Consider the following 14,093-nt stretch of genomic DNA (forward strand, 5'->3'; position numbering starts at 1 on the left):
TTGCCGTTGTGCTCGTCATCGTCATCGTCATCTTCGCTGCTGGCAGAAGATCGGCTGGCAGCAACAGGCGCAGCAGGCTTGCTGCTGCCCTTGCCACCCAACGACTTGGTCGCTTTCGAGACCTGCGTCGTCTTGGCCGCTTCCAGAATCGCCGTGGTCGCGGCGACCTGTTCCGCAAGCGATGCATGCGCGCCGGTGTAGGCCGCGAGCGCATCGATAAAGCCGGCGTCGAGCTCAGCCGCCGAGGCGGTGAGCGCGAGCGGGTGCAGCATCGCCGCATCCTTTGACTTGCCTTGCGGCATGACGCACACCACCATCTGATCACCCTTCATTTGCAACGAAAGCGTGAGCTTTTCGCAATGCCGCAAGAGCGGCTCAATAGCGATGAACATGGGAAAACTCCTGAGAGAGGAAAAAGACCGCGCGGACGCGGTCTGAAGGTGGGATTGTTTGTGAAAAAACGGTCAATCAAACTGCCCGGCCTGCTCGATTGCGTCCGGCATTGCAAGGCCTTCGGGGTATGCGCGCATGAGGGCCGCTTCGTCCGCGAGGAACGCCGTCACCCTGTCTTCACGCAGTCCGCTGTCAGTCGAGAGTGCGATCGCCTCATCGAGGTAATCGTCACCCAACCCGCAGCGATACGAAGCCAGACTCACACGCGCGCGTAGCTGGAGGTCAAACGCAGAGGTCATCGTCCTATTCGTCCGATTCGTCCGTTATTTGAAATTGAGGACCTTCGGAATCTTGCCCGTGTAGTCGAAATCCTTGATGGCCAGCAGCGCGTCGATGACTTCAGACTTGGACTTGCCGAAGATCTTCTTGAAGTTCTCGCCGAGCGCGGCACGAAGGCCGAGCTCGTCTGCGACCACCATCATTTCCGACTTTGTGATCAGCTCCAGAAACTCCTTACAAAGCTTCCAGTGCTTCGCGAGATCGAGGCGATGGTGCTTGCACAGATGCGTCAGGTGCTGAACATCCAGCCCCTGAATCGCCGCGACGGTCACGCCAGTCACCGCATGGCCGAGCTGGGTATCGTCGGCAGTTGCGGTGGCAGTCGCGGCTTTAGTGACATCGCCCGAGGGGATCTGCTCTTGCGTGAGCTTCTCCCAGATGCCGGAGAGCGTTTTCTGATCGACACAGCGCATCTGATCGGACAACGCGATCGCAACGAGATATCGCTGGGCAAGCACGGGATCCGCACCGACCTCACGGCGCAGTGCTTTACGCCACAACGCCACGCGATACGCCTTGATCTTGTCCGACTCGGAAACGACCGTCACAGACGAGTTCGAGCCCGTGGCCTTGGCGTCCGATGCTGAAATCGGCGCCGCCTTGCCGCCAGACTTAACGTCGCTTCCGCCCGCTGCCGCGTTCGCAGCGGGTTTCGGCTGCGTGGCAGCCTCCACCGCCTGCAGATGGGCCGCGACTTTCTTCATGTTGCAGACCGTGTCGAAGCACTGGCCCTTGTAGACCTTGCCGATCGAGTCAGGCAGCCCGCTCACCGCCGCGCCGTAGTTCTGGCACGCGTGACACGCCTTGGCCTGCTCTTCGCCCACGCCCCTCGCACCGTCGACCGCGAGTTGCACGCGCGTATGGTTGTCGCCCGCACGCACGATCCGCACGACCGGACATTCGTCGCGCAGGCTAGCGGCCGTCGCGTCGAGCATCTTCTCGGTCTTCTCGTTGTAGCAGGTGCGATTGGTGCAGTTTCCCGTCCCGATGGACTCACCGAACATCTCGCCCTGAGTGGACGAGTTGTGCGGGCATCCGGCGCAATCGGCCTTGTCGAAGATCGCCGCGGACAACGAACAGGCGACCTGTTCGATGGTCTTTTTGACCTCCGCGACCGGCTTGCCTTCCTTGATGATCACCGGCAGCAGCTTGTCCTGCGTCTCCTTGGGGAGCGCGGCAAGCAACTCGGCATGACCCAGCAGGATCTGGCGCGTGCTCAGTGCGTCGAGCACGGCCGTGCTGCAGTTCATCAGCGCCAGGCGTTTGTCGAGCGTCGCGCGCGACCAGCCGAAGATGCGTGCGACTTCGTCGCGATCGCCCTTGCACAGCCCGACCTGCTCGGCTGCGGCAATCGCTTCTTCTGCCGGCGACATGTCGGCCCGCTGGATGTTCTCGATGATGGCGAGCTGCTTGGCTTCGACTTCATCGATCTCTCTGATCACAACGGGGATCTCATAATCCTCGCCGTGAGCAACGAGCGCGGCCTTGTATCTGCGGCCGCCGGCGACGAGGGCGTAACCACCGTCGGCGACGGTTCGCACGATGACGGGCTGAATGACGCCCTTTTCGCGCACGGATGCGGTGAGCTCTTCCATCTCCGCAGGATCGAAATACTTGCGGGGATTGATGCTGACCTGGATGTGCTTAAGAGCGAGAGAAGGTTGTTGTTGCATGGCGGGGCTCCGAGAAGGGAACCCGCCCCTTTGGGAGTGGTTCCCAAAGGGTTGAACAACGTGGGCTGACGGATGTCAGCGGAGTCGATGCGTCAGAGACGCGGGTGATGGAGCAAAGATAGCGGTTTAGGCAAGCCAACTAGCCGAGAAAGCTCACGAAAATATGTGGTCTTAAAGCCCTGAGTTTCCATCCGCGGAGCTAATCTGCTTCCCGTAATCCTCAGCGGCGGCGACGAAGACGGGCGGCTACGTTACATCTTTCCAGTGGGATACTGATCGAAAACCGTGATCCACTCATCCTAAGCATCGCTCGCGCATGTCCGGGACGACAAGAAGAGCTACCCAGATAGCTCTGACGGCAAAACGGACTGTTGTGTAGATCGATGATTTGCAACAGAAAAACCGCGTGCGCTCAATGTACCATTTAGCGTCCCCCCCAGAAAATGGTACATGAGGTCAAACGCTATGACTTGTCGATCTACCTTGGAGGAGATTGGCACAAAGCGCAGATCGACCTTCTCGCGGTCCTGAAAAGCTCGAAATCGACTCGGCCTCGACCACTGTTGTCGCTCGCATCGTCGTGCGCGCGAGGACCAAAAAAAACCCGGCTCGAAGTGGCCGGGTAGGATTCAAGGGTAGGTGGTAGGCCAAGCGGCATCTTCGGATGCCGCTTGGCCCATCACGCAGTCACGGCGATGTGCATATCGAGCGGCCGCGACAGCAGCGTAGTGACCGCACCCGCCAGCCTCCATTCTCCAAACTGCTGTTCGTGGCTCTCATGCACAAGTCGATCCAGGCACAGCACCTCGATGCCTTCGACAGCTACCTTACCAAGGATCTTCGCCAGCACCGCACGATTGGAGCCTTCACGTTTGATCGTGACGACGCCCTCGCCGACTAACACAGACACATTCGAGTCTTTCAAGCTGCCTCCTTCAGTTGTTTGCGCATGTCGCCCGGCGTGCGATCGGTGAGCAATGCGAGGTCATCAACGAAGCGATCCAGCAAACAATCCATATGCAGGAACGTCTCATCGTCAAGCTCGGGTGTCGCCCAGTCCAGGCCCGCCTGCGTTGCATCACGCTTATGCGCAACCATCTGGTCCTGATACTCATCAATACTTCCGGGTAGATGGTAATAGAGCACCTTCAACACGCCCTTCCGATTCCAGCGCAGCGCGCGCCGCATCGCCTGATACTCGATGCGCCACGTCCACGACCGATCGTAGAAGAGGATGTAGTCGGCGTTCGGCAGGTTGTAGCCGGCCCGTCCTGACGCTTTCGTAGCCATCAGCCCGGTTGCCGACCCCGTCAGGAATCGCTTGTCCTTGTCGGCCACGCGACGCTTGATCGGGATTTCGCCGTGAAACGGCACCGTCTGCACCCCATGCGAATCGAGTTCCCGCGCGAGCAGATCGAGCACGCCCGGATTTTCAGCGAACACGATGGCTTGCTTGCCTTCCGCCGCGATGGCGCGCATGCGCTCGACCACCGCGCGCTGTTTGCTGGTCAGCCCGCCCATGTGCTCGACACCCTCCATCCCGAACTGCGGATAGTTGGCGGCGAAATGCACGGCGCGAATCCGAGCCAGGATCGTGACGAGATTGCACGCCTTCTTGTCGTCGCGCGACTGGCGATACCAATCAGCGAACTCATCCGCGGCGCGCAGATACGCGGCCAGATGCCCGCGATCCCATTCGACCGTCTCCACTTCGAATTCAGGTGGCTCGATCTGGATGTAGCGCGACACCTCGGGCTCAGCAACCAGCCTGCGCTTGATGTGTGGCGCGAGCATCGCGCGGTACCGATGCAGGTTGCCGATCTTCGGCACCTCGCGCTTCGCCCCTTCCTGCAGGCTCTCCGCGAACTGCCACGTCACCCACTCCAGCACGACGAAGTCATCCCTGAATCGATCGACGCCGCGCATCGCGTACTCCACCGAGTTGATCCAGTTTTGCTCCAGGTAGCCAACGCGATATCCGTAGGGCTGCGCAGCCGTTCCATCACCACCCGAGAACGCAATCAAACCGAAGGCGTCACGTGGGTAGTTCGGTATCGGTGACCCCGTCAAAACAAAACGCCGCCGCGCCGAGAGTTGCCACAGCGCACGGCTCTGATCACTCGTCGGATTCGCGAGACGCTCGCCTTCATCGGCCACCAGCAAGCCAATTCGACGACGCAGCCGGTGTGCATAGGTCACGCGCGCCGACGCCGCCTTATCGACGGGCATGCGCAACCGCTCGTAGGAAATCAGATTGAACTGACGCACATCGATCCGATCCGCCTCGGACTCGATTACCTTCACGCGATCCGCGCCGATGGGCAACTGTGCGATCTCGTTGAGCATCTCCTCGATGAGACGAGATTCAACAACGATGAGGCCGTGTTTGACGCCCGACACAAGAATGAGCGCCAATGCGAGACGGGACTTGCCGCACCCCTGCTCCCACGCGACCACGCAACCCGCGGGCTTCAACAGCGTCTCCACCAGATCGTCGACCTGAAATTCCCAGTCGAGCCACTGGTCGACGCCGAGCGCCTTTACCCGCGAGCGCAGCGCCGTCGCTTGCTCGGGATACCATGCGCGCAACCCTTCGTGCACCACTTCCCACCCTTCGCTGACGTTCTCGACCGCGAACCGCGCGTTGAGCTCGTCGACCGAGAGGTGATACGGCACGCCATGCAGCGCGTACCGATATCGTCCGTCCTCGACCCGCGCAAACTGGACCTGATCGCCCGCCTTGATCAGCGGGCTCGCCCAACGCGTCGCATCGACCTTGTGGGTCGTTTTCGCGACGCCCGTGACGTGATCTCGCGACCCTGCTCCGGTTGTCCACGCCACATGGCGCAGCGGTACGGCCTGCCGAACACTGCGCCGCATCCGTCTGCGCACGTGCTCCATGAAGCCGGGCGCCAGTTGCGGCTTGCCTCCGACGCTGCGGATGCGATCGAGCAACTGATCGAGCGCGCAAACCGGATCGTCCTGCATCAGATACGTCTCCAGATCCAGCAAGCCTTGTCCCGAGTAGCGAAAGCCGCGCGGCAGGCGATCCCCGTCGCGCGAGTAGATCCGCTTGACGAACACTGCGTTCAGGACCATCGCCTCGTTGAAACCACATGCGAAGCCGAGGCGAATGCGTCTGCCATCGTGCGAGATCGCGACCGACTTGTCGCCCGTCACGGCACGAGTGATGACAGGTTCGCTATCGTCCAGCTTCTGAAGGCGCAACCGCGACTCGCCGAATGCCCGGTCCTCGAAGTGCAGCCCGAGATCCGGGCCTGGCTTCGAGAGATCGTCGACGACAGCGCGCACAAAATCCGCCATCGGATGCATGCGGTACCGGTCGAACACCACGACCGCCGTACGTACGTTCGCGCCCTCGAGCTTGAACGCATCGTGCGGCAGCTCGAAGAGTCCGGCCGCGCGGCGCCTGAGCGTATCTCCCTGCTCGCCCGCGACCATCGCTTCGGCCGTGGCGATGGGCAACAAGGCCACGACGATGTTTGCCGCCTCGAGCGCCTGATGCACGCTGTAGTCGTGGCTCAGTGCGCTGGTGTTTGCGCCGTACCGGCCCCATGTCGTGCATTCGAGCGGCTGCAGATGCGGTGACTCGAGATGAATCGAGAACGGCGGATTGATCAACGCGATATCGAAGCGCGTCGGATGGATTTCCTCCATGCCGGCTTGCCGGAATTCGCAGTGAAAACCTGCATCCTCGAACACCTTCTGGCACTGCTGGATCACATCGGCATGCACGTCGGCGCCATACACGGCATGACGTTCCGGGTCCGCGTACTGCAACAGCCGGCCCGAGCCTACCGAGTTGTCCAGGATGCGGATGGGTCGATTGATGTGCCAGCTGCTCACGAAACTCCACATAAACGCTGCGATCGAATCGGGCGTGAAGAACTGGCCAAGGTGCTGGCGCCGGGCAGCCGCGAGTTCACCCTGGTGAGCGACCGACGGTGCTTGCGAGCCGAGACTCTTGATCGCGCGCAACGGCCCGTACCAATCCGGCGCGACGGAGAACAGATCTCTCTGCATGAATTAGCCTCTGAAAGAAAAAGACCCGCCGAAGCGGGTCGAGAAGATGAAGGAAAGGGAGGTCAGTACCGATCGTGCGAGGCGAGGTATTCGGCACCGAACTCGCTGATGAAGATCGACAGCGCGTCGCCCACGTCATGCGCGAACTTGAACTGCCACTTGTCGTTGAACAGCACGATGTCCAGCCCCGTGAAAGAGAGCTTTTCCCGGGTGGAGAAAGTCAGGCGATGGACGCTGAAATTGCGCAGCTCCCACGCGAGTTTGCCGAACTGATGTTTCGTCGAAAAAGTCGCCAGCCCATCGAACGTCGTTGCGACCGACTGCTGCGAGGAGTAGTACACCTCGCGCTGGCCCTTGGAATGAAACGACGACTGCGACGTGACGCGCTTTTCCAAGACGACAGCGCTGCTCGTGCGCTTGATCTCGGCGTCGGGCTTCAGCCAGAAGCCGGAAATGATTGCCTTCGCCGCTTGCTCGAAGGCAACCCGCTCGCCGGCGTCACCGCCGAACGTCTGTTCGAGGTGCTGCCAGAAGCCGTCCATATCAGGAAGGTGTCCCTTCCGTAAAGCGTCGGCGACATCGAGGCCGAATCGATCCGCCTCACGAGCCGAGTCGATCTCGATTCTGCCGCCCGCCGGCGCGAACTTGCGACTGGCCTCCATCACCAATCGCGATTGCAGTCGCTGACAGAAGCTCGTGAGCTCACGCTCAGCCTTGTATTCACTGCGCGTTTCCATCGCCGAATACTCACTCAGGCTGCCCGTGAAAGCGGCACGCTCGGCTCCAATGACCACGCTATATGCCGACGCTGCTGCCGATTGGGCGTCTTTGAACTGCTGAATCAATTGAGTATACATGTGAGTGCTCCATTGGATCGAGCAGGCGCACGCCCGCGAGGGGACACGCCCCTGCGGGTTTGAGAAAAAATACGGGTGCGCGGCGTACCGAGAAGGCGTGCCGGAGAATCGATGCGCGTCATGCGCGGGTGATTGGCCAACGATACCTGTCGAAGGCGATCATGCCCACTCAGAAAGCGAAGGATTTGATAGCGCCTCTCGTTGAACTGCCCATGCGCTTTTATCCACAGTTTCTGTGATTAACCGTGTGGATAAGTCGAATCGCGAGAGCACCCACCGCAAACGCTGGTGTCGGTCGAAAACCGAGAGGGGCTATCTGGATAGCGCTGCCAACCGACAAAGACCGCGTTTTTTGCGAGCTTTCTGCCCTGTAGCTTTCGTTCTGCCTTCGAAATGCGCGTACGGCCTGAGTTGGCGCCCATGAAAGCCACGCAAATCCGCCCGCCTTTCGAGCACGCAGGCGCTTTCGGACCAGAGAGAATGAATTCGCGCGCGTATGAGCATGGACTCATGGAGCATGCGCAAGACCGCCACCTACCCGGCCCTCTCGAACGTGATGAAAATCAGTCACCTCGCCACCATCAGTTTTCTCGTTGTATCGACCATCAGCTCTATTGGTGCCATCGGTATCGTCGCCCATCAGTACACCGTTCAGCGCTCAGCTGCCCAGGTTGTGGCGAACACCGCAGTCGTCGAGCGCATGCAGGGATTGAGCGATGCGCTCGCCCATGTCGCTGATGATGGGCGAGCGGCTGTGGTCGCGGACTATGGCTTTGTTAGCGAAAAGGATTTCGAGGCCGCGCTGTCGGCGCAGCGTCGCACGCTCGAAACGTCGCTGAACACGCGCGCCGAGGAGCTAGCGACCAACGATAAGCGATTGACGGCCTTGCTTGCCGCATGTGGCTTCAATGCAATCATCGCGATCATGAGTGCAATCGCGCTCTACGACATCGTTGGCAGACAACGCCGGCGCGCCCCGGATCGCCTCGCCGAGTGCATCGAGAGCGTCTCGAGTCCCACCACAGCTTAACCGCAACCGAACCATGAATCTGATCGTTGTTAGCTTCGAAGATTGCACGACGGACCCCGCTGGCGCCCGCGCGGCATCCAAACCTGCTCGCGGCATTCCCGATAGCTGGATCGATGCTTTGCTTGGAGCCGGTTCGGTGTTTTCTCGGGACTACGCCGCACCCGACGCCGTGTCGACGGTTGGACTTCAGTTTCCGAGCAGCGACCATGCCGAACAGTTCTGTCTGAGCGTACGAGAAGCGGCTCACCTCCTTGGCACCAGAGCGCACATCCATAAGGTTCCGGAGGACGAAGCGCAGCAAACCCTTCGAGAGGCAGCAGCACATGGCGCAAGTTTCATTTGACGCGTAAGCGTCGCGCTCGAAGAGGTCGAGGACAACCCGGCGAGGTATGTGCGGCAACTCGAACGCGCCAAGAGGGCGTAGTGTCGGCCCCCCTCGTCGGGCCATCGCGCCAGATCAGACGCCTACGCGGCGAATGCACACATCGGCGAATCAAGCTCCAGCCAAAGCGCGGAGTGGTCGGCTGATCCATTTGCAGTGCAATGCTGAGCCCATTTTGGGCGCTGTCGATGTTCTCCGAGCAGTACAGCCTCGCGCTTGCTCAAATCGACAGGCTGAGCGCCCGCAAGCGCCCGCTTGTCGCTCGCCAACGCACGCGTGCTCGAGCGATTTAAAGAGGTCAGACAGGCTCGTCCCTCACGAAAGAACCTCGAAACAGTCGCCAACCGAGCCTTGACCGAGCATCGATCAATGGTGCAATAGATCATCAGCAATCGCGAGGATGAGCAACATGAAACAAACGTTCGCGTGCGGTCATCGCGGCCGGGGCAAGTATTGCCACGCGTGCGCTGCCACGGAAAAGAAGAAGGCCGACACGTTGCGCGCCCGGGAGGAAAGACGGGCCGCGACTCAGCGTTCGACCGCAACCGACCCGATCGATCTTTCGATCGTGCGGCATCTGAAATCGGTTCAACGCGAGGCACGTGACCTGCTCGCCAAGGTCAGCAGCGGCGTCCATCCGTTTTCGCTCGATGGCAAGTTCATCAAATCGTCGGCGGGCAAGCTGCTCTCCGTGCCGGTCGGCCGATCGTATCGCCTTCTGTTTGACGCCCCGTCACTGATGCCCCTACGCCTCGTCAGCCACGAAGACTACAATGGCATTGCGGCGAAACGCGTAGCAGCGTAGTTTCGCTCGAGCAGGCGGAGTCGTCCCCGCTATCACGTGAGCTGCACGCTAATGAAAGTCGATCTGGATTTGGCCCTGAGGGCCGCAATTAACGCGTTGCGGGACATCGCGGAAAGCAAGCGGATGCCTAACGGGATCGCGTTGACCAACGACGAGTGCGATCTACACTGGGATTGTGCTGATGAACTCGAAGAGCAGCGTGCGGCAATGAAAGACTCGGTAGCCCGGCTGCGAGGGTGATGGGGTTCCCAGTGCAGCCCCGCGACGCGGTTCGCGCTGTGCGAAGTTCCCCGCAGCAAGCCCCAAAAGTGGCGACTTCCCCTGTCGCCACAGTCACGTGCGACCATCAAGAAGCAATTCACCCCCTGCCAGCGCCACTACGCCGACGATCACGGTCAGCGCTTGGCACACAGGTCGCTATAATGCACTCCGCCTGCATCATTGACCTTAGCCGCCCCTCGGCGACGCCCCCGGACCACCGCCATGACTGACGAACTGTTCCCCTGCGACCATTGCGGCGGGGCATGGGCCTTCGGATTTTCCCAACGGGTGATTGGCCGTCCGTCAGCACCCGAGCGCGACTTTTCCCGTCTCGGCGACAGCCGCGCCCCAACAATGCACGATATGGAGGCACGCTCTCTCTACGAGGCTCCGACCGAGAAAGTCTGCTGCATCTACTGTGAAGAGTGCGGGATGCAAACGCCCTGGATACCGACTGGCAACGACCGGCACGCTGCGCTGGACCAAGCTGGGGAAATTTGGAACGCCCGTATGCGGCGACCGAAGGCCAAGGAAGGCGACCTCCTCAAGCTCATTCGCAAAGAGATCAGCTCGGTCGATGCCGCATTTCTGATCGACCTGCTTGCGCGCAACGAAGATGATTGGGAGAAGCGTGGGCCGTTATTCGGCATGATCGCCAAGAAAATCGCAGATAGCAAAATCACGATGAGCGAATATTGGCCCGTCGATACCGTGCTTAATGATGCAGCCCGCTACCGTAAGCTCCAGCAGCTCGCCAAGCGCATCTACATCGACGGGATCGCATCCATCCAGTTTCCCCGCATTCCCTCCACCGGCGGAGACGAAGGCAACTTCGAGAACAGCGTGAACCTCGCCGTCGACGATCTTCCCGACCGCAACCGCTGGTAGCTTGACTTCGAGGCACGGCCGGCATACTGAAGTTAGCTCTGGTCGCCGACCAGGGATCCAACAAGAGGAAGACCAGTATGTCCCCCGTTGAATACATCCGCGCTGCCTATCGCCTCCGGGCGCGCCTCGCCCCGCAGATCTTCACCGTCATGGCATTGGGTGCGATCCTCACGTATCACGCCATGACGAGTCCGATGCTGAACTGGTTGCTGAACTGAGCCGGGCATCCAAACTTTCGCCTGATTGAAACGTCACCAGAGCTATCCAGATAGCTCTGGTGAGTTTTCGGGATTCTCGCTTAGCTATTGATTTCAAAAGATTTTGAAGCCTTTTAGCAAAGTACCATTTAGCGTCCCCCCCATTTTTTGGTACATTACTTACGCTCCAGGATGCGATAGAGCGCTTGCCGTGAGATACCAAGCGACTTGGCCGCGGCCTTCTTTTCGCCGGACGCTGTGACGATCGCAGCCTCAGCTTGCTCGAACGTAATCGCGGCCGATTTCTGTTGAGCAACACTGTTGTAGCTGGCCAGATATGCGTTTGCCTTGCGGGGCCGACTATGACCCGCCGCCGCCACGACCTGGAGCATCGCTTCGCGATGGCTCTTGATATCGGCCTTCTCGCCTGTTCCTTTGATTGGCGCCGCGACGCCTGTCAGCTTTTTATACATCTGCTGGAGATACTCGTGCCGCAAGCCGTGGCTCGTGACACCCAAACCTGCTTTCGTTACGCCATAACGCTTGAGCACGTCATAGTAGTGATTCTTCCACTGAGTCTTGGTGTAGCCGTCGGGGATCGTTGAGCCGCTCAGCGTGTTGCAGTATTGCATGGCTTCCTCGAGCACCGACGTTTGCAGCTCCATCGGCACCACGCGATCTCGCCCCCCCTTCGTTCCGCGCGTGACGCTCAGCAGGCCATCGCGACGTACCGACTCTCTTGGCCGCAGGAGAAAGCTCTCCTCGACACGCAACCCAAACACCGCTTGTAGCTTCAACTGCATCGCAACCACGGGGTCTGTCTGAGCAATCGCAGTCAGTATGGCAATCGCGTCGACTTGATTGCCCTCCCACGACTTGTCCTCAAGTGCGGAATACGAGCGAACAAGGCCGTGCTCTTTGCGATCAGCATAGTCGGCGAGCGTGCCGACGAGTTTCGGCTTGCTGATCCAATCGGCGAACGCGCGAAAGTAAGTCAGCTTATTCTCGATCGTCCCCGCGCTCTGCTTCTTTCCTACCCACAACTCGACGAGGAAGCGGATGTGCTTCTCTTTCAGTGACCACGGCGATTGCAACGCGAAGCCATTCTCGCGAAGCTCGAGAAACGACCTGCACAGTTTCTGTAACCGATAGCCCTGCGTTTTGACCGAGAGCGTTTTCGAACTGACGCGCGTGCGACTGTGCACGCGATTCACGTTATCCAGAAAGATGACTTCAAGCTCGCGCTTGAAATCGGCCGGAAGCCGGTAGTCGCTCAGAAGCGCGTGTACGTTCACTGTCACTAACATTGTTGTTCTCCAAACGACTTTCCGACCTGCCTCTGACTACACAAAAACAAAAAGCGTCCCAAATCGAACGCCCGCCTGAGTTCTGCCGAATGGGCGAACGAACGCTTACTCGTCCAGCCCAGCCCCGCGGTATGCCAACCCGTTATGCCTGCATGCTTAAGCGCCCGGCGTCGCGCTTTCGCATCCGAGAACCCAAACCGCTGAGACAACCGCCACTCCGCCCACGCCGCATCTGCCTCGAGACTGTGGTTCACCCACCCACCGATGCCCTGCTGTTGCGTCTGCGGCAATTGATGCGCAGCCGATACCGGCACGAGTCGCCCATGACGTCGGACGGCGTCCAGTTCGGATCCCAAAAGCACCGCAGACGGACTGAAGCGATACGCACGGGAGAGGTCGTGCGTCCATTCCGACGATCTCTCGATGCGGCCATCAAACCGCTGCAGGAACAGGAGCGTCGACGGACTGCGAATCTCAATCCACACCGTGGCCGCGGCCCACTCAAAAAATTTAGTCGGCGAGATGCCAGCGGATTAACTCAGCGTCCCAAAGTCACCCAATTGGTCGAGGCGGCTATTGCAATCGAGAACGCGGCCGATGAAATCGTCCATTGCGTCAACGCTGACCTCATCGGACTCAAAGCGATGCGCTCGATCCACGACAGCGGTCAAGCCGTAATGCGCGGTCTCGTTCGACCCTACGAAAAGCTCCAAGAACAGCGGTCCCAGCACGTCGTGGTACGAGCCGACGATCATCGCCGTGCTCATCCGCCGCCGAAGAACGAACCCGCTTGAAGGCTGCTGCATCCGTACCTCGTATCCGCGTTTAGTCGGGCCGGGCAACATTTGCGCCCGGTTCGTTTGCCACAGCCCGAGAGCCGCAGGGAGCCTATCCCCTGGTCTCGATCGCGCTGCGCGCCGCGTGCCCCCGCCGGGTCCTGCCTTCCTGTCCTTTAGCGATTCCATTCGATAGCCCCGCACGTGGAAGAAACGTGCATCGACCTTCCGTATTGCCGCGTGCTGCCGCTCTCACGCTTCGCGCGAAAACCGCTGGTGACGTTGCTGCCGGCTGATCACGACCGGCACTGCTTTCGCAGCCCCTCGTCGTTGAGTCTTGCCTCGCCACCGCTCCTCGTGTTGCGCCCGTTTGCTGCGTCAACCGAGAAACGCCGCTGCTACGGCTACCGCGCCGGCCTAGACGCATCCCTGCGCCTGTGTGCTCTGTCTCGCGACAGCACGACTTCGGCCAATTGCTCGGTAATTCGTTTGCGCTGTTTTTTCTCCGGTCGCGCCTACCGTTCGTCTTCCGTACAGGGATGAGCCGCCTAGACTGGCCCGCTCATACCCCCATCCCCAAGTTCGTTCAATCGGCCGCGGTGTATCGGGCTTCATGCAACGTACCCAGCTTCGTATGCTGAAAGGATGCGTCCATGCTCATCGAGCCGACCTGATCCGAGGCGCGCGGTAACCGTGCTGCAACCGTGTCCGCGTCCGCTTCCAAGCCGTCTCAACTCGCCATTTCGGGCAAAACCGCCCGCAAACCCAATGGATATCGCGTGTCCGGCGTCCTCAACTTGGGTCGCCTTGTACTTGATCTGATTCAGAAAAAGGCCGCATCACTTTGCGGCCTGTGACAGAGGGGTTTTCGCTAGGCAAAGCGAGCCCCTCGATGGTCCTTTTAGGAGTGTCGATGCGCTGGTTGCGCGGTGGGTATTTCGAAGAATAAACGTGTTCGGCGGCACTGCGTGGGCGAAAGCTGGCTAAATCATGCGCGCTTTTACTTCCTTGACATCACCAGTTGGTCGCTAAAGTAGAACGGTGTAGCGGGGTGACTTTTCTGACAGTTTTCTGCCCGAAAACTAGCAGATTGAACGGCCTTCATAACTTGATTCGCTTATCTAACCGTATTCGGGCACTT

Annotated in this window: 14 protein-coding genes; 6 read left to right on the top strand and 8 right to left on the bottom strand. The window is 59.9% G+C overall.

Features of this window, described 5'->3' with window-relative positions; translation table 11 throughout:
• The 6 genes from U4Y90_RS11030 to U4Y90_RS11055 form a co-directional block, all read right to left on the bottom strand.
• Positions 1 to 392: PRTRC system protein E (locus U4Y90_RS11030; RefSeq protein WP_321794601.1), on the bottom strand; the 392-nt coding region annotated here is incomplete at its 3' end.
• A gap of 72 nt (positions 393 to 464) precedes the next feature.
• On the bottom strand, positions 465 to 692 hold the full coding sequence (locus U4Y90_RS11035; RefSeq protein ID WP_321794602.1) for a hypothetical protein: 228 nt from the start codon (positions 690 to 692) through the stop codon (positions 465 to 467).
• 24 nt (positions 693 to 716) lie between these two features.
• The gene (locus tag U4Y90_RS11040) at positions 717 to 2,405 is read right to left on the bottom strand and encodes a PRTRC system ParB family protein (RefSeq protein WP_321794603.1); all 1,689 of its coding nucleotides are present in this window, start codon (positions 2,403 to 2,405) and stop codon (positions 717 to 719) included.
• A 679-nt stretch (positions 2,406 to 3,084) separates the two neighbouring features.
• Complete coding sequence (locus tag U4Y90_RS11045) at positions 3,085 to 3,330, bottom strand: hypothetical protein (protein WP_321794604.1); 246 nt, start codon at positions 3,328 to 3,330, stop codon at positions 3,085 to 3,087.
• A complete protein-coding gene (locus U4Y90_RS11050) occupies positions 3,327 to 6,449 on the bottom strand; it encodes an SNF2-related protein (protein ID WP_321794605.1) in 3,123 nt (1,040 codons plus the stop codon). Before U4Y90_RS11050 ends, U4Y90_RS11045 begins: the two co-directional genes overlap by 4 nt.
• Before the next feature lie 62 nt (positions 6,450 to 6,511).
• Complete coding sequence (locus tag U4Y90_RS11055) at positions 6,512 to 7,306, bottom strand: hypothetical protein (RefSeq protein ID WP_321794606.1); 795 nt, start codon at positions 7,304 to 7,306, stop codon at positions 6,512 to 6,514.
• A gap of 517 nt (positions 7,307 to 7,823) precedes the next feature.
• On the opposite strand from U4Y90_RS11055, the gene U4Y90_RS11060 reads away from it, so the two are divergent.
• The 6 genes from U4Y90_RS11060 to U4Y90_RS11085 all read left to right on the top strand — a co-directional run bounded on the left by U4Y90_RS11060 (position 7,824) and on the right by U4Y90_RS11085 (position 10,890).
• Positions 7,824 to 8,336 carry a hypothetical protein gene (locus U4Y90_RS11060; protein WP_321794607.1) on the top strand — a complete coding sequence of 171 codons (513 nt, stop codon included), beginning with the start codon at positions 7,824 to 7,826 and terminating at the stop codon, positions 8,334 to 8,336.
• A gap of 13 nt (positions 8,337 to 8,349) precedes the next feature.
• On the top strand, positions 8,350 to 8,679 hold the full coding sequence (locus U4Y90_RS11065; RefSeq protein WP_321794608.1) for a hypothetical protein: 330 nt from the start codon (positions 8,350 to 8,352) through the stop codon (positions 8,677 to 8,679).
• Between the two features lie 448 nt (positions 8,680 to 9,127).
• Complete coding sequence (locus U4Y90_RS11070; protein WP_321794609.1) at positions 9,128 to 9,523, top strand: hypothetical protein; 396 nt, start codon at positions 9,128 to 9,130, stop codon at positions 9,521 to 9,523.
• A 51-nt stretch (positions 9,524 to 9,574) separates the two neighbouring features.
• Positions 9,575 to 9,763, top strand: a complete 189-nt coding sequence (locus U4Y90_RS11075; protein ID WP_321794610.1) for a hypothetical protein — start codon at positions 9,575 to 9,577, stop codon at positions 9,761 to 9,763.
• A 243-nt stretch (positions 9,764 to 10,006) separates the two neighbouring features.
• Positions 10,007 to 10,672, top strand: a complete 666-nt coding sequence (locus U4Y90_RS11080) for a Lar family restriction alleviation protein (protein ID WP_321794611.1) — start codon at positions 10,007 to 10,009, stop codon at positions 10,670 to 10,672.
• Between the two features lie 77 nt (positions 10,673 to 10,749).
• Positions 10,750 to 10,890 carry a hypothetical protein gene (locus tag U4Y90_RS11085; protein ID WP_321794612.1) on the top strand — a complete coding sequence of 47 codons (141 nt, stop codon included), beginning with the start codon at positions 10,750 to 10,752 and terminating at the stop codon, positions 10,888 to 10,890.
• Between the two features lie 155 nt (positions 10,891 to 11,045).
• Here U4Y90_RS11085 and U4Y90_RS11090 read toward each other — a convergent pair whose 3' ends face one another.
• Together U4Y90_RS11090 and U4Y90_RS11095 are read right to left on the bottom strand one after the other, a co-directional pair.
• Positions 11,046 to 12,176 carry an integrase domain-containing protein gene (locus U4Y90_RS11090; RefSeq protein WP_321794613.1) on the bottom strand — a complete coding sequence of 377 codons (1,131 nt, stop codon included), beginning with the start codon at positions 12,174 to 12,176 and terminating at the stop codon, positions 11,046 to 11,048.
• Positions 12,177 to 12,709: 533 nt separating this feature from the next.
• A complete protein-coding gene (locus tag U4Y90_RS11095; RefSeq protein WP_321794614.1) occupies positions 12,710 to 12,982 on the bottom strand; it encodes a hypothetical protein in 273 nt (90 codons plus the stop codon).
• Between the last annotated feature and the right edge of the window lie 1,111 nt (positions 12,983 to 14,093).

Origin of the sequence: Caballeronia sp. J97 (assembly GCF_905220305.1) — a bacterium.
In the GTDB taxonomy this organism is placed as follows: domain Bacteria; phylum Pseudomonadota; class Gammaproteobacteria; order Burkholderiales; family Burkholderiaceae; genus Caballeronia.